Here is a 16038-nt window from a genome sequence, read left to right as displayed (position 1 = left end):
ATATGTTTTGCAAAGTATGTGATAGAAAAGAGGGATTCTGTGGCTTCAGAATAGATATCAAAGAATTGGCAAAAGTTTCTGATATTTTTTTATTTACTACATTACAAGAAGGAATGCCAAGATCTATGATGGAAGCTATGGCAAGTGGATTGCCATGTATAGCAAGTAAAATCCGAGGTAATGTAGACCTTTTAGTGGAAGGAAAAGGTGGATATCTTGTTCCAGCTAAAGATGCAGAATTAGTAGCAGAGTGTTTGAGAGAACTAATCAATAATAAATCTCTTAGAAAGTATATGGGAAATGAGAACCTTTCCAGAATTAAAGAATTCGAGGTTAGTATCGTAAAAAAAAGAATCAAAGAAATATATGAAGAAGTTATAGGTGAGAGTGTAAAATGAAAAATCCAATGTTTTCAATAATAGTACCTATCTATTGCGTTGAAAAATATTTGAAAGATTGCTTAGATTCAATAAGAAATCAGACATTTAAAAATTTTGAAGCAATACTAGTTGATGACGGTAGTCCTGACGAATGCCCAGAAATATGTGACTATTATTCCCAAATAGATGGACGTTTAAAAGTAATTCATAAGAAAAATGGTGGAATAATAGATGCACGGAAAATAGGAGTCACTAGTGCTATGGGAGAGTATATAGTTTTTCTAGATGGTGATGATTGGCTTGCAAATACTTATTTAGAAAAATATGCGGAAGTAATTACTAAGTACAATCCAGATATAATATGTAGTGGGTATTTTGCATCACGTTCCAACAAAATTAGAAAAAGAGAATTGTCTTGCTCGTTTGGATATTATGACAAAAATAAAATTATAAATTTGATTTATCCTAAATTAATTGAGGATGAACATGGAGAATATTTTAGTCCACAATTATGGGCAAAAGCTTTTAGAACTACTCTGTACAAGGAGCAACAACAAGTATCTGGGCAAGTTAGTGTTGGTGAAGATCATGCATGTACAAAACCATGTATTTACCATGCAAATTCGATATATATGATGGAAAAATGTTTATATTATTACAGAATAAACGAAAATTCTATAACAAAAAAACCACAACCATATTATTGGGAAGGACCAAAGGCTATTGGAGAGCATTTTGAAAAGCAGATTGATATGAATAAGTATGATTTTCAAGATCAAGTATATAGAAATGTTACACACAATTTATTTAATGTTGCTGTTTCACAATTTAATAAACAGGACAAATATTTAAATATAAAAAAAGATATTATACAAAATCTAAGTGACGAATACTATACTAGAGCTATTTGTAAATGCAAATATAAAGATAATTGGAAAGGAATTAGTGCTAAGTTTGCATTGAAAAACAAATGGGTATTTTTAATTTATATTTATAACAAATTGATAAAGAGGTAATAATAATGTCAGTTAAGATTAGTGTAATTGTACCTTGTTATAATGTTGAAAAATATATTGATGAGTGTATAAATAGTTTGATAAATCAAACATTGAAAGATATTGAGATTATTTTGTTAAACGATGGTTCAACAGATAATACGTTGGCGATATTAAAGAAATATGAAAAGCTTGATTCTAGAATAAAAGTTTACGAACATAAAAATATGGGGTTAGGGCCAACTAGAAATCGAGGGATTAAAATAGCTAATGGAGAATTTTTGGCTTTTGTGGATTCTGATGATTTTGTTTCCAATACTATGTTTGAAAGTTTATATAATTGTGCAATTGCAGAGAATGCGGACATTGCAATTGGAGAAGTAGGCATTTTTTCTGATAGAGAAATAGAAAGAGTAAAAATAAGAAAAAGTCTAACGAACTTAAAAACAATTGAATTAGCAACATATAATAAGAAAGAATTTTTTAAGCAATTCTATTTCAATCGTTTATATTCACATAATGCTTGGGATAAGATATATAGACGTAGTTTAGTATTAGAGTTTAATTTATCATTTGGTGATAACAAAATAATTTTTGCAGAAGATAATTGGTTTCAATTACAAGTATTTATGACAAATACAAGAATCTGTTTCGTAGATAAATTGTGTTATTATTATCGCCAACAAAATAATTCTATAATGCATAAGCCAAAAAGTAATTTGGTTTTTAGACATGGAAATATGATTGCTGATTATGAAAAGTTGATAAGGCAAAATGGAAACAACATAATAGATAAAAAAGCTTGTATGTTGGTTGCATTTGATGTACTAATTATGGAGATTTTTAATCAAAAAAACGTTGGTGGAACATGTGAAGATTATAAGAATGCATTAGTTTCTTTGAAACATCATAAAATATTGAGAGAAAATATTTCAAATATAGTTAGAATGAAAGCATATGAACTTGAACCTAATATGAGAAAGAAGTTAGCCCTTGTGACCATTAGTATAATGTTTAATTTTAAAATGTATAAAACAGCGTATAATATGCTCTGGAGAATATATAATCGATAAAGAGGTAGGAAATATGAGGAAATTGACCTTTGTGATAGGAATTATGGGAAAAGGAGGGGCAGAACGAGTAATTGCGAATTTGGCAAATAATTTTATTCAAGATAACTGGGAAATTGATATTATAACTATATATGGGAATCGGCAAGACTATGAACTGAATAGAAAAATACAGGTACATCCAATAATATGTAAAAGTTCGTTTCGTGCATTTAGACCTTTGGAACGCTTTAAGGAACTTAGGAAAAAAATAAGGGAAATACAGCCTGATCTGGTTATTTCGTTCCTTGCTGATGTAAATATCCATGTCATTATTTCATTGTTAGGAGTAAAACAAAAATTAATTGTTTCTGAACGAAATGATCCACAACGGAATCCAGAAGAACCATGGATTAGGAAAATTAGAGATTTTCTTTATAAAAATGTAGATGGAATTGTTTTTCAAACACCAGACGCAAAAAAATATTTTAGTAAGATCAATGATAAAAAAGTAAAAACAATTATAATTCCCAACCCAATAAAGGAAAATTTACCTTATTATAATAAAACTACAAGTAGTAAAAAATTTATTACTGCATGTAGATTGGATAAACAAAAAAATTTGCCCTTAATGATTGATGCAATAGGAAAACTTATTCATGAAGGATATGAGTGTGAACTGGATATTTATGGAGAAGGGGGATTAAAAACCGAGCTTGAAAGTTATATCAACCATAATGGATTAACAGAATTTGTTCATCTAAAAGAATTTACAAATAAAATACATGAAAAGATGCAAAATGCGGCAGGATTTGTAATTTCTTCTGATTATGAAGGTATATCTAATTCTATGTTAGAAGCACTGGCTATTGGAGTGCCAGTTATCGCTACAGATTGTCCAGTAGGTGGCGCAAGAATGTATTTAGGTGATAGAAATGAAATAGGTCATCTTGTTGAATGTAATAATCTAGATAAGTTAACAGATGCAATGCGTAGGGTACTTTTGGATAGAGAAAGTGTGGTAAGAAAAGCGCAAAAAGGAATTAAACTAAGAAAAGAACTGACATCTAAAAATATTTCAAATATATGGTACGAATATTTAAACCAGTTCTTTTAACCAAAAGGAGGATATTGTGTGAAAGAAAAAATAAATATATTGATGTTTTCGTTAACGTTAGTCGCGTTTACAATATTTTGCGCTTTTTCATTAAATCAGAACTATTGGCTAAATTGGCTTGGAATATTGATTTACTTATATGCAATCTGTACATGGCATTGGAGAAAAGGAGATTCAATATTTTCATTATACACGATTTTTTTCACTCTTTTTTTATTATTTAGTTATGGGCAATGCATTATGTGGGCATTCGGTATTGGAACAGATCGTGGAATCGGTACAACAGTAGTAGCTTATGGTACGGGGATTATTCCTAGTGAATCAGATATGATAATGGTAAAATGGTATTCTTGTATTTCTATGTTTGTATTTCACATAGGAGCACTCTTATTTACGAGAAAAACCACACTAAGAAAAGTTAGTTGGTATGAATCTGGAGATGCTGATGCCGATAGAAAGTTTTTATTTAAAATAGGGTGTATCATTTCTATAATAGTAGTACCGATAGTTTTTGTTTCTAAATTACTAGAGGTACGTATAGCATTAGTCCATGGTTATAATGCATTATATTATGGTGATTATGCTACACAAAGTGGATATTTACAAATTATTCTATATCTTTTTTTTCCAGCCTTAATATGTTTATTAATTGGTAGCAACTTTTCAAAAGTAATAACGAGATTTGTTTTTATTATTTTTGCTTTATATTCTTTATTAGGAATTATGTCAGGAGACAGAGGAAGTTGGTTGTATAGCTCTATTATACTCATATGGGCATACACTCAATATAAAGGAACCTTTAATTATAAAAAATTAATAAAGTGGCTTATTTTAGCTGTTATAGGAATATATATTCTAAACGTAATAACGAAAGCACGTGATGGTGGAGGACTAAGTAAACTTACTTTAAAAGATTTTACATCTGTATTTGATTCAGATGATTCTCCTTTAGTTGATTCTTTTTTTGAAATGGGGGGGACTATGAGTATTATAACTTTTTTCCTAATAAGTGGTAATGGAATATATCCCTTTGCTAATACTTATTTGACCTCACTCTTAGGCTCTATATCAACAAGAATGCTATCAATGTTTGGAATAAAGTTTGTTTTATTAGCTGATTGGTTTTCTCAGGATTATTTAGGAATCACTTGGGGGACTGGATTCTCAATGATTGCAGAAGCCTATGTCAATGGTGGATACATTGGGGGTATAGTCTATATTTTTATTATTGGTATAGTCATCGGTAAAATCCTTTCTAATAGTATAGACAACCAAGATATTGAAAATCATCCTATGAAGATGTTTTTGGCTATAACTACAGCAAATATTATAATGGGTTTTCCTAGAGCTGCTTCATATTTAATTGTGAAAAATTTTGTGTATGGTGTTTTAATTATATTGTTGATAAACTTTTTCCTACAGCAATTTAATAAACGTCTTTAATATTTAAGCTTAATAAAAAGATAAAACAAGTCAGGAGTTGCAAAAATGGAAAGAACTGCTCGGCTCAAAAAAAACACTATTTGGGCTCTGGTGTTTCAAATAACTTCTATTGTCTGTGGTATGATCTTGCTACGTTTGATATTAACAAAGTACGGATCCGAGGTTAATGGAATGATTAGCTCTATTAACCAATTTCTACAAATTATTTCTTTTTTACAATTAGGAGTAGGCGCTGTAATGCAATCAACTCTATACAAACCACTAGCAGAAAAGGATAATTTAATGATAAGTCAAATCTTAGCTTCTGGAGGGAAGTTTTATCGGCAAATTGCATATATTCTACTAGTATACGTGGGTTTGTTACTTGCAGTCTATTATGTTCTCGTTCCTAATGAATTTGGGAGATCATATACAATGGCAATGATTGCAACATTAAGTATTAATTCATTTGCTCAATATTATTTTGGTATTGTTAATACTTTGTTATTAAGTGCTGACCAGAAAATTTATATTACGTATATTGCACAGACAATAGCATTTATTTCTAATACAGTTGCATGTGCTTTATTAATTAGTCTGAACACAGAGATCCTTATGGTAAAACTTATTACTGCTATAATTTATCTTGCTTGTCCAATATATTATAGATGGTATGTGGATCGAAACTATAATATAAAGAGGAATGTGTCATATGATAAGGAACCGATCCCTCAAAAATGGAATGGGGTTGCACAACACGTAGCTTCTGTTGTACTAGATAGTACTGATGTTGTAGTGTTATCTATATTTTCTAACCTGATATATGTATCTATATATAATGTGTACAATTTAGTAATATACGGAGTAAAACAGCTATTCATGGCTATGACAAATGGCGTTCAGGCCTTACTAGGGGAACTTTGGGCCAGAAAAGAAATAGAAGTTCTTTACAAAACATTTGCATGGTTCGAATGGATTGTACATACTTTGACAGTTTTTATTTTTGGCTGTACCGGTATACTAATCGTTCCATTTATTCAAGTATATACAAGAGGAGTAACAGATGCTAATTATAATCAATTATCATTCGCAGCTTTACTTGTAACTGCTAACGCACTTCACTGTCTGCGTACACCTTATCATGTAATGATAAAAGCAGCTGGTAAATATAAAGAAACTCAAAATAGTTTTATAATTGCTTCTTTGTTAAATTTAGGTTTATCATTAATTTTGGTTAAACCACTAGGGCTAGTTGGAGTAGCATTAGGATCTCTAATTTCAATCACATATCATACACTTTGGAGTGCAAATTATAATTCAAAATATTTGCTTAAATGGCCGATGAAAAAATTCTATAAACAGTTATTTGTAAACATCTTAACTGTAGTTCTTTCTTTTGGGGCGACATCACAATTGAAAATGATGTCAATCACATATTTGGATTGGATTGTTCTCGCAATTAAATGTGCAGTTATTGTATTTATATGTATAATCCTAGTTAATGTTTTATTTTATAGAAGATATGTAGTAAAAATAATTAGTAAAATCATCGTAAAAATAAAGAAAATTTAATACACAATAAATGTTTTAATAAACTTAATAAAATTATATTTGCCAAAATTAGACACATATATTAAATTTTTTCAGTCAAGTCCACAATCTTGTGTAAAAGTTCAACCTCATCAAAAGCACAATGTTTTGCGTTGTGAACCTAACTGCCATGCCTTTCTTTCTGAGGAGAGAGGTCAGGAGCAGTAGCGCAGCGACTCTTGATGTCTCTCCTCAGAAAGAAGAGACTCGCACAGGTTCATGGTGCTAAATGTTATTCGAATTAAATTCTAAATATTTTCGTGGAGAAGCCAGCCACTCAGTGTCTTTTTCCATCAAAAGTGTTCCAATTATCCGAGTGATGGAATTGATATTTGGAAAAATCCGAATCACTCGTTCTCTCCGGCGAATCTCTTCGTTCAACCGTTCCAACACATTGGTTGTACGAATCCTTCGGCGGATATTTTCAGGAAAAGACAAAATTTGAATAGCATCTTCAAAGCCGTTTTCTAAAATGTCGCAAGCAGCACTTAATTTTGAATCACAACCATATTTTTCCAAGAAGTGCTCTTTTCTTTCACGTGTCAATTCAAGTTCAGAGGCTTTAAAGATACTCTTCAACTCGTCTTTTACATCAGAAGAAACTTTCTTTGGCAGCTTATCAAAAATATTTCTCAAAAAGTGGGCTTGGCATCTTTGCCAGCTCGCACCTAAAAAGTTCTTGCGAACAGCCTTAACTAACCCTTTGTGTGCATCAGAAATGACCAGTTTTACACCGAACAAACCTCGTTGAACGAACGATTGAAAAACGGTATCCCAATTATCTTCCGATTCGCCGTCTTGAACATCAAAACCAAGAATCGTACGTCGTCCATCAGAATCAATGCCGATACCAATATATACACCTTTTGAGACAATACGATGATTTTCCCTTACTTTCATATACAGGGCATCACACATGAAAAATGGATATTCCGAGCCTTCTAGGCTCCGGTTTCTCCACTCAAAAACAAATGGATCCAACTGTTTCATCAGATTTGAAACGAATGATTTAGAAACAGTCGCACCATCCGTTAGCAGTTCAACTGTTTTAGTTACTTTGCGAGTGGAGACACCAGAAATGACCATTTCAATCATGGCAGCGATCAAAGCTTTTTCGCTTCGCTGATATCTTTCAAAGATAGTAGGACTAAACTTACCGTCTCTGGTTCGTGGAACATGAAGTTCTAACGTACCAATTCGAGTTGTAAACGAACGATCGTAGTAACCATTTCTTTGTGATTGCCGTTCTTCTGAACGTTCATAGGCATTTGCCTGAATATATTGATTTCGTTGTTCTTCCATCAGCTGATTAAACATGATAGTCATAAGTGTTTTTGCGGTATCATTCGCACCGCTTTCGTTTATAATTGCTTGAATTTCTTCGCTTTCAAAAGTAAAATGTACTTGAGTCATTGATATCAGTCCTATTCGAGTATGTTTTCTGCAAAAAACATTGTACTCCTAACTGAGATCAATGGCTTTTTTGATGCTTCACTTTTACACAATTATATGGACGTAATCATTTTTTCTTTTAAGGTTACTTATGTGATCAAGAATAATTTCTATTCGTTTTAGAATAAGTTAATAGATAATAGAAAGAAGTGGGTTGCTTAGCAATTTCCTATCTGTATAATTATTCTACTACGTGCAAAGATTAGAATGATAAAAGTGACAATAGATAAGTCTAAATAAGATTTTTTAATATATAACAAATATGTATTCATAAGAAAAAAAGAAAGTGAGTGCTAAAAAATGCTGGAATTAAACACGTCCTTATCAAATAGAACAATATTAATAACTGGCGCAGCCGGTTTTATTGGATCAAATTTGGTTCTTGAGTTATTACGTACTCAGTCATCAATAAAAATCATTGGCATTGACAATATGAATGATTACTATGATGTCTCTATTAAGAACTATAGATTATCAGAGATAGAAACGGAGGCAAAGAACCATCCAGGATCTACTTGGAATTTTATCAAAGGTTCTATTGCTGATAAAGCAACAATTGATTTCATCTTTGATAATTATAAACCAAGTATCGTGGTGAATTTAGCAGCTCAGGCAGGAGTCCGTTATTCAATTACTAATCCAGATATGTATATCGAATCTAACATAATAGGATTCTATAATATTCTTGAAGCTTGTCGTCATTCATATGATAATGGAGAATCTGGTGTGGAACATTTAGTGTATGCCTCATCGTCTTCCGTTTATGGTACTAATAAGAAAATTCCTTATTCTACAGAGGATAAAGTAGACAATCAAGTATCGTTGTATGCAGCAACTAAGAAAAGTAATGAATCAATGGCACATGCATATTCTAAACTTTACAATATTCCGTCTACAGGGTTACGTTTCTTTACAGTATATGGTCCTGCTGGGCGTCCAGATATGGCTTATTTTGGTTTTACTGATAAACTTCGTGCTGGTGATAATATCCAAATATTCAATTATGGGAATTGCAAGCGTGACTTTACCTATATAGATGATATTGTTGAAGGAGTAAAGAGGGTTATGCAGTGCGCTCCAGAGAAAATTGATGGGGAAGATGGGCTACCAATCCCACCATATCATATTTATAATATTGGTAACAATACGCCGGAAAACCTACTAGATTTTGTAGATATTCTACAACAAGAGCTAATTGCAGCAGGGGTGCTACCAGAAGATTACGACTTTGAATCTCATACCGAACTAGTTCCAATGCAACCAGGAGATGTGCCAGTTACTTATGCAGATACTAGTGCGTTAGAACGAGATTTTGAATTTAAACCAAGTACAAGTTTGCGTGACGGGCTTCGTAAATTTGCGCAGTGGTATAAGTCTTTTTATGAAGTATAATTGTATTTTTTTACTTATAAAAGTTTATAGAAACACCTCAGACACTACAAATCTGAGGTGTTATTTTTTAATCTCGTTGAAATAAATCTCTGGTATATACTTTTTCTTTTACATCATCAAGATTACTATCGTAACGATTAGCAATAATACTGTGACTGATATTTTTAAAATCATCTAAATTATTTATTACTTTTGAACCAAAAAATGTAGTGTTATTTTCAAGTGTTGGTTCATAAATTACAATAGTTGCCCCCTTTGCTTTAATTCGCTTCATAACTCCTTGAATAGATGACTGACGGAAGTTGTCTGAATTACTCTTCATTGTAAGACGGTATACACCTATGACTACCTCTTTTTCTTTTTCTGCATTCCACGAACTGTTAGCCTCATACGTGCCAGCAAGTTCTAACACTCGATCTGCTATAAAGTCTTTTCTTGTACGATTACTATCGACAATTGCACTTATCATATTCTGAGGAACATCGTTATAGTTAGTGAGAAGTTGTTTTGTATCTTTCGGTAAACAATAGCCTCCATATCCAAAAGATGGATTATTATAATGTGTGCCAATTCTTGGATCTAAGCAAACCCCGTGAATGATTTCTTGTGTATTTAGTCCTTTCATTTCTGCATAAGTATCCAGCTCATTGAAGTAAGATACTCGAAGTGCAAGGTAAGTATTAGCGAATAATTTAACTGCTTCAGCTTCTGTGAATCCCATGAAAAGAGTTTCGATATCTTTTTTGATTGCTCCTTCTTGGAGTAAATCTGCAAAAGTGTGAGAGGCTTCTCGTAAAGTTTTGTCAGTTTGGTCCGTGCCGACAATAATTCGCGAAGGATATAGATTGTCATATAATGCCTTAGATTCTCTGAGAAATTCTGGGCTGAATAGAATATTTTTAGTATTGTATTTTTTACGAATACTTTCGGTATAGCCTACGGGTACCGTCGACTTGATGACCATTATTGCCTTTGGATTGACTTCTAACACCAATTTGATTACTGACTCTACAGCAGAAGTATCAAAATAATTTTGTTTACTATCATAATTTGTTGGAGCAGCAATGACAACAAAATCGGCTTCTCTATAGGCGGCTGCACCATCAGTCGTTGCAATTAAATTAAGATTTTTTTCAGCTAGATATTTTTCAATGTAATCGTCTTGTATTGGAGATTTCTTATTGTTAATTTGTTTTACTTTTTCAGGAAGAATGTCTACTGCTGTTACCTGATTGTGCTGGGCAAGAAGAGTAGCAATGGAAAGACCTACGTAACCAGTACCGGCTACAGCAATATTCTTCGACTGATGTTTTGTTCTGTTTGATTTATTTGATTCATTTATAAATAGATCTGTTGGTTCAAAATTTAGAACTTCTGCTAATGATTCTAATTGTTGTATTGACGGGATAAAATCGAGAGATTCTAATCGACTAATTAAGGCACGGTTGATACCAGTAGCTACTGCAAGTTGTTGTTGTGTCATTTTCAGAGATTTTCTAGAATCAATAATGATTTGAGCTAAACGTTTTTGAGATAACTTTTTCATGATGCACTCCTTTTTTTGTTGCTAATAATAACAAACAATTTTTTCTTCTATAACAGAATAGCTTATTATTAATAAAACTGTCAATTTTTTTATTGATTAAAAAGATATTTTTTGATTTTAAGTATTTTCAATTATTTTTTGTTACTTAAAGTAACTTTATAGATTGTGAATAACTTTATACATAAAAAGTTTACGTGAGTCTATACAATATAAAGAATAAAAAATGTGATGTTTTAAACTGTAACCAACCATAATAAACTGCTTCTCAATTCTCCCCCATACGCAATACATAGGCGTCAAGCAGAATTCTCGCGATAATCTGGAGAGGCAAGCGTGACCGTACTTCATAATCAGGGAAATAAGAACCTTCTGATTTGAAACCTACGAGATTGATCTCGCAATAGTCTTTCAGTGTAGAGGAATGATTGGCTGTAACTAGAATCGAACCAATCTCTGCATCATAGCAATTCTTTGCGGCGGTGACGAGTTCTTTTGTCTCGCCGTTCAAAGAAACAAAAATAACGCTGTCTTTCTTAGTCAGTTTCTGACTGATGCTTTTGATAATTTCTGGATCAGTATGCATTTGACAATTTTTTCCCGTTAATTGAAGTTTTACCAGCATTTCTTGGCCAATCATTTCTGAAAATCCTCGGGCAAAGACAAAAACCCGGTCAGCAAATTTGATTCTTTGTATCGCATCCTCAATATTTCCGATTTCCAACACATTGATCGTACGTACCACTTCTTGTTCATTTTTTAGAATGGCTCGGCGGATACCTTTGTCTACTTTATCTAAGAAAGAAAAATTGATGTTCTTGTTTTCTCCTTCTTTTAGATGATGCTTAAACGAAGTAAACCCTTCATAGCCTTTCTTTTTCATTGTCCGCACAATGGTGGCTGTTGAGACATTTGCTTGTTCACTTAGTTTCACGATGGAGTAGTTAGGGATCTCTAGGATATGGTGTTCGATAAAGTTCCAGAGGTACTGTTCTGTTTCACTTAATTTGTGATCCATATTCTTTCCTTCTTTCACCAAAAGTTAGTTAAAAAATAGCACGACGAGTTTATAAATGTAAAGGTTTTCTTTGTGTTGGAACGATTAAGAAAACATTTTCTCTTTCGCGTATTTCATAATAGAGTCAAGGAGGTCATTGGTTATGTCTATCTACACATGCACGATGAATTTGGCAATTGATCTATTTATTGAAACAGAGGAGATGCATCCTTTTATGGTAAACCGCACAAAAGAGGATGACATTCAGGCAAACGGAAAAGGAGTGAATGTGTCACTAGTATTAAAGATGCTAGATTTCCCAAGTACGGCATTAGGTTTTTCTGCTGGGTTCACAGGAAAGTATATAGAAGACTATTTACAGCAGAAACAAATCCAAACAGAGTTTATTGAAGTGCCTGGTATGACGCGTATCAATGTATTTACACAAGTCAATCAAACGGGAGAAGAATACAAATTAGTGAATCAAGGACCTGAAATACCGCAGACAGCTGTCCATAATTTTTTAAATCAAATAAGAGCATTACAAGCAGAAGATTATCTTTGTGTTTCTGGGAGTTTACCAAGAGGGCTGTCTCCAAAGGTTTTAATAGAAATCAGTCGGATTTGTCAGGAAAAGGGGATTCATTTGATTATTGATAGTAGTGATCAAGAAGCCATGGATTGTTTACCCTATCGACCATTTTTGCTGAAACCGAACGAGGAAGAACTTTCTTCTTGGTTCGGACGAAAAATGGTTACAGATGAAGATTACTTTGTTTATGGACAACGACTAGTAGAGTTAGGTGCAGAAAATGTTTTGTTATCCCTCGGTGAGAAAGGAGCAATTCTTTTTACGAAAGACAGGGTGTTTCGAGGAAACTCGCCAAAAGGAAAAGTTGTCAATACAGCATGTGCAGGTGATACCATGTTAGGCGCTTTTTTAGCAGGATACATGAATCGACGACCGCTTGATGAAACGTTACGTAAAAGCATAGCAGCAGGCAGCTCAACCGCTTTTCGCAAAGGATTAACAGATTTTTTAGATGTGGAGGAATTAAGTAAACAAATCAAAATCAGGGAAGAGAGGTTCGAAAGATGGGAAAATATCAACTAATTGCAGCAACCGGTTGTCCGACAGGAATTGCGCATACCTACATGGCGCAAGAGGCATTAGAACAAGCAGCTAGGAAAAAAGGCATCACGATCAAAGTAGAGACCCATGGACAAATTGGGATCGAAAATGAATTAACGGCTGAAGAAATCAAACAGGCAGATGCTGTCATTATTGCCGCAGACAAAGATGTCCATTCAGAAAGATTTGCGGGAAAACGAGTCATTGATGTTTCTGTCAGTACAGGAATCAAGGATGCACAACGGCTGATTGACGAAGCATTGGCAGGAAAAGGTACTGTCTTAGCAGATAATGAAGCTGCTGATACTTTAGAACCAGAAGCGATGAGTGGTGCTAATTTTGGTCGTAGCATCTATAAAAATTTGATGAACGGTGTCTCTCATATGTTGCCTTTCGTGGTAGCTGGCGGAGTATTGATTGCTATTTCATTTGCCGTTTGGGGAATCTATTCTTTTGATCCAGATCATGCACAATACAATGCTACAGCGGCAATGGTAAAAGCAGTTGGCGATGCATCAATGGGAATGATGGTTCCAGTTTTAGCAGCTTATATTGCAGAAGGGATCGCGAAACGTCCAGGGTTAATCGTTGGATTTGTTGGTGGAATCGTAGCCATGAATGGCGGTACTGGATTTTTAGGAGGTATTTTAGCTGGGTTCTTAGCAGGTTATTTTATCTTATTTTTGCAAAAGCTACTGACAATTTTACCTAAACAACTAGATGGCTTGAAGGCAATCTTCTTATATCCAGTTATTGGCGTAGCATTTATTGGCATCGTGATGTCTTTGCTGGCAGGTCCAATGAAGGCTATAAATGAAGGAATGATGAGCTTTTTAGCTGGATTTGAACATTCGAATCCACTTGTTCTTGGCGTGATTGTTGGCTGCATGTGTGCGTTTGATATGGGAGGACCGGTTAATAAGGCGGCATATGTAACAGGAACAGCTCTTTTGGCACAAGGAAACACGACTTTTATGGCTGGTGTGTCAGCAGCTTGTATTGCGCCACCGTTGATTACTGGTTTTGCTACTTTATTGTTTGGTAAATATTTTGATACCAATGATCGTAATGCAGGTTTGGTTAATTTTATTTTAGGATCAACTCATATTACGGAAGGAGCTATTCCGTTTGCTGCGAAAGACCCGATCCGAGTGTTACCCACGATGATGTTAGGCTCATCAATTGCTGCTGTCTTGACTTATTTGTTTGGCGTCCAAGTTCCAGCACCACATGGCGGTTTTTTAGTATTACCTGTAGTAACAGGAAAAATCCAATGGGTTACAGCGATTCTTATTGGTTCGATCGTTGGTGGAGTGATACTAGGATTAATCCAAAAGAAAAGAGTAACTGATAAAGACAAGAAGATGGATGATAGTAAAGCAGCAAATCGTACAGTTATCGAAAAAGGAAGAGCAGGAGACTTATCATGACAATCATTCATGAAGAGAACATTTTTTTACAACAGCCATTGGATAGTCAAGAAGAAGCATTTAAGTTTTTAGCAAAGCAAACATTCTGCTTAGGAATTGCTCATGACGAAAAAGATGTATATCAAAAACTTCTAGAAAGAGAAAAAGAAGGTACTACAGGAATAATGTCAGGTTTTGCTATTCCTCATGCGAAGTCTCAAACAATCAACGAACCTAGTATGATTATCGTCACACTGAACAAAGGAATTGAATGGAACAGTTTAGATAGACAGTCAGTTGATTTTATTTTTGCGTTATTTATTCCAGATTCAGAAGCAGGAACGACTCATTTGAAATTATTGTCTCTCGTTGCACGATCATTGATGCGAAAAGAGGTTACAGAACAGTTGAGAAAAGCAAAATCAAAAACAAAAATAGCCACAATATTAACTAAAGAAATAGGTGAAGATCTATGAAGAAGATGAGTATAGAAAAGCAGGAACGTTTGAAGCGATTGACGGATGAAGCTGGAATTATTAGCGCGTTAGCAATCGACCAGCGTGGTGCTTTGAAGAAAATGATCAACCAATATAAAGAAGCTACATCAGAAGACATCATCCAATTTAAACAGATGGTTTCTCAATACCTGACTCCCTATGCCTCAGCTATTTTACTTGATCCAGAATACGGCCTGCCTGCAGCAGCGCTTCGAGAGAAAGAATGTGGCTTGCTGCTAGCTTATGAAAAAACCGGCTATGATACGAAAATTCCGGGAAGATTACCTGATTTATTGAATATTTGGTCGGTGAAAAGGTTAAAAGAAGCTGGTGCGGATGCTTGTAAATTTTTATTGTACTATGACGTTGATGAACCAGCAGAGATTAATGTGCAAAAACAAATAGTTATAGAACGGATTGGTTCAGAATGCGAAGCAGAAGGCATACCTTTCTTTTTAGAGATCCTCTCTTATGATGCAACTATTGGCGATCCGTCTTCTCTTGCCTATGCAAAAGTAAAACCACATAAAGTTATTGAAGCCATGCGAGAATTTTCAAAAGAACGTTATCAAGTGGATGTATTGAAAGTAGAAGTGCCAGTGAATATGAGATTTGTGGAAGGATATGGGCAAGAGACTTGTTATAGTCAAGCAGAGGCATCCGCGTATTTCTATGAACAATCGAAAGTGACTGAACAACCGTTTATTTTTTTAAGTGCGGGAGTCAATGCTACGCTATTTCAAGATACATTACGTTTTGCAAAACAATCAGGTTCGACATTCAATGGTGTCTTATGTGGGCGAGCAACATGGGCGAAGGGAGTGGCGCCTTTTGTTACCGAAGGCGAAGAAAAAGCGAGTAGTTGGATGTTAGAAGAAGGAAAACAAAATATTAAGGAATTAAGTACACTATTAGAAGAAACAGCAACACCTGTCTACGTTGATAGATAAGAAAAAGTTGTTTCTTCATAAAAAGATGCTGCTGCAATTAGATAGCGATCAATCGATGATTCAAATTAAACATTCACTTAAATAAAAATATCGACCAGATTTCTTTTTCAAAA

At 33.9% G+C, this 16038-nt stretch carries 14 protein-coding genes; 11 read left to right on the top strand and 3 right to left on the bottom strand.

The features are described from left to right. The first annotated feature begins 2 nt into the window (after window positions 1-2). From ACIFUW_RS09700 to ACIFUW_RS09675, 6 genes are read left to right on the top strand one after another with little or no spacing between them, the layout of a single operon-like run. Entirely contained in the window at window positions 3-398 is a 396-nt protein-coding gene (locus ACIFUW_RS09700; protein WP_002300858.1) for a glycosyltransferase, read from the top strand. Continuing rightward, window positions 395-1396 carry a glycosyltransferase family 2 protein gene (locus ACIFUW_RS09695; RefSeq protein ID WP_010728228.1) on the top strand — a complete coding sequence of 334 codons (1002 nt, stop codon included), beginning with the start codon at window positions 395-397 and terminating at the stop codon, window positions 1394-1396. The genes ACIFUW_RS09700 and ACIFUW_RS09695 overlap by 4 nt, the downstream gene beginning before the upstream one ends. Window positions 1397-1401: 5 nt before the next feature. Next, window positions 1402-2448, top strand: a complete 1047-nt coding sequence (locus ACIFUW_RS09690; protein ID WP_002300860.1) for a glycosyltransferase family 2 protein — start codon at window positions 1402-1404, stop codon at window positions 2446-2448. Between the two features lie 13 nt (window positions 2449-2461). Then, complete coding sequence (locus ACIFUW_RS09685) at window positions 2462-3541, top strand: glycosyltransferase (RefSeq protein WP_002300862.1); 1080 nt, start codon at window positions 2462-2464, stop codon at window positions 3539-3541. 18 nt (window positions 3542-3559) lie between these two features. Continuing rightward, window positions 3560-4984, top strand: a complete 1425-nt coding sequence (wzy, locus tag ACIFUW_RS09680; protein ID WP_002346842.1) for an O-antigen polysaccharide polymerase Wzy — start codon at window positions 3560-3562, stop codon at window positions 4982-4984. Between the two features lie 45 nt (window positions 4985-5029). Further along, window positions 5030-6535, top strand: a complete 1506-nt coding sequence (locus ACIFUW_RS09675) for a lipopolysaccharide biosynthesis protein (protein WP_010728229.1) — start codon at window positions 5030-5032, stop codon at window positions 6533-6535. 243 nt (window positions 6536-6778) lie between these two features. Here the strand turns inward: ACIFUW_RS09675 and ACIFUW_RS09670 are convergent, their stop codons facing one another. Next, window positions 6779-7966, bottom strand: coding sequence for an IS256-like element IS16 family transposase (locus ACIFUW_RS09670; RefSeq protein ID WP_002296840.1), 1188 nt, complete (start codon window positions 7964-7966; stop codon window positions 6779-6781). A gap of 339 nt (window positions 7967-8305) precedes the next feature. On the opposite strand from ACIFUW_RS09670, the gene ACIFUW_RS09665 reads away from it, so the two are divergent. After that, a complete protein-coding gene (locus ACIFUW_RS09665) occupies window positions 8306-9397 on the top strand; it encodes an NAD-dependent epimerase/dehydratase family protein (RefSeq protein ID WP_002302184.1) in 1092 nt (363 codons plus the stop codon). A gap of 67 nt (window positions 9398-9464) precedes the next feature. Here ACIFUW_RS09665 and ACIFUW_RS09660 read toward each other — a convergent pair whose 3' ends face one another. Both ACIFUW_RS09660 and ACIFUW_RS09655 read right to left on the bottom strand, forming a co-directional pair. Further along, window positions 9465-10943 (bottom strand): nucleotide sugar dehydrogenase, encoded by a 1479-nt coding sequence (locus ACIFUW_RS09660; protein WP_002302186.1) that lies wholly within the window; start codon window positions 10941-10943, stop codon window positions 9465-9467. A 265-nt stretch (window positions 10944-11208) separates the two neighbouring features. Further along, window positions 11209-11958, bottom strand: a complete 750-nt coding sequence (locus ACIFUW_RS09655) for a MurR/RpiR family transcriptional regulator (RefSeq protein WP_010728230.1) — start codon at window positions 11956-11958, stop codon at window positions 11209-11211. Between the two features lie 142 nt (window positions 11959-12100). On the opposite strand from ACIFUW_RS09655, the gene pfkB reads away from it, so the two are divergent. The 4 genes from pfkB to lacD are packed head-to-tail and all read left to right on the top strand — an operon-like array spanning window position 12101 to window position 15925. Next, window positions 12101-13051 (top strand): 1-phosphofructokinase, encoded by a 951-nt coding sequence (gene pfkB / locus ACIFUW_RS09650; RefSeq protein ID WP_010728231.1) that lies wholly within the window; start codon window positions 12101-12103, stop codon window positions 13049-13051. Beyond that, window positions 13033-14499 (top strand): PTS fructose transporter subunit IIC, encoded by a 1467-nt coding sequence (locus ACIFUW_RS09645; RefSeq protein ID WP_010728232.1) that lies wholly within the window; start codon window positions 13033-13035, stop codon window positions 14497-14499. Before pfkB ends, ACIFUW_RS09645 begins: the two co-directional genes overlap by 19 nt. Next, the gene (locus ACIFUW_RS09640) at window positions 14496-14954 is read left to right on the top strand and encodes a fructose PTS transporter subunit IIA (protein ID WP_002374050.1); all 459 of its coding nucleotides are present in this window, start codon (window positions 14496-14498) and stop codon (window positions 14952-14954) included. Before ACIFUW_RS09645 ends, ACIFUW_RS09640 begins: the two co-directional genes overlap by 4 nt. Beyond that, window positions 14951-15925 carry a tagatose-bisphosphate aldolase gene (lacD, locus tag ACIFUW_RS09635; protein WP_002302191.1) on the top strand — a complete coding sequence of 325 codons (975 nt, stop codon included), beginning with the start codon at window positions 14951-14953 and terminating at the stop codon, window positions 15923-15925. The genes ACIFUW_RS09640 and lacD overlap by 4 nt, the downstream gene beginning before the upstream one ends. Window positions 15926-16038: the final 113 nt, after the last annotated feature.

Source organism: Enterococcus sp. PLH-Efm8, from assembly GCF_053011625.1.
The sequence above is the reverse complement of the archived record's forward strand: the minus strand, read 5'-3'. Positions and strand labels throughout refer to the sequence as shown.

Coding starts and splice junctions, on each gene's coding strand:
- ACIFUW_RS09700 (WP_002300858.1), top strand. CDS start 3: ATGTTTTGCAAAGTATGTGATAGAAAAGAGGGATTCTGTGGCTTCAGA.
- ACIFUW_RS09695 (WP_010728228.1), top strand. CDS start 395: ATGAAAAATCCAATGTTTTCAATAATAGTACCTATCTATTGCGTTGAA.
- ACIFUW_RS09690 (WP_002300860.1), top strand. CDS start 1,402: ATGTCAGTTAAGATTAGTGTAATTGTACCTTGTTATAATGTTGAAAAA.
- ACIFUW_RS09685 (WP_002300862.1), top strand. CDS start 2,462: ATGAGGAAATTGACCTTTGTGATAGGAATTATGGGAAAAGGAGGGGCA.
- ACIFUW_RS09675 (WP_010728229.1), top strand. CDS start 5,030: ATGGAAAGAACTGCTCGGCTCAAAAAAAACACTATTTGGGCTCTGGTG.
- ACIFUW_RS09670 (WP_002296840.1), bottom strand. CDS start 7,966: ATGACTCAAGTACATTTTACTTTTGAAAGCGAAGAAATTCAAGCAATT.
- ACIFUW_RS09665 (WP_002302184.1), top strand. CDS start 8,306: ATGCTGGAATTAAACACGTCCTTATCAAATAGAACAATATTAATAACT.
- ACIFUW_RS09660 (WP_002302186.1), bottom strand. CDS start 10,943: ATGAAAAAGTTATCTCAAAAACGTTTAGCTCAAATCATTATTGATTCT.
- ACIFUW_RS09655 (WP_010728230.1), bottom strand. CDS start 11,958: ATGGATCACAAATTAAGTGAAACAGAACAGTACCTCTGGAACTTTATC.
- pfkB (WP_010728231.1), top strand. CDS start 12,101: ATGTCTATCTACACATGCACGATGAATTTGGCAATTGATCTATTTATT.
- ACIFUW_RS09645 (WP_010728232.1), top strand. CDS start 13,033: ATGGGAAAATATCAACTAATTGCAGCAACCGGTTGTCCGACAGGAATT.
- ACIFUW_RS09640 (WP_002374050.1), top strand. CDS start 14,496: ATGACAATCATTCATGAAGAGAACATTTTTTTACAACAGCCATTGGAT.
- lacD (WP_002302191.1), top strand. CDS start 14,951: ATGAAGAAGATGAGTATAGAAAAGCAGGAACGTTTGAAGCGATTGACG.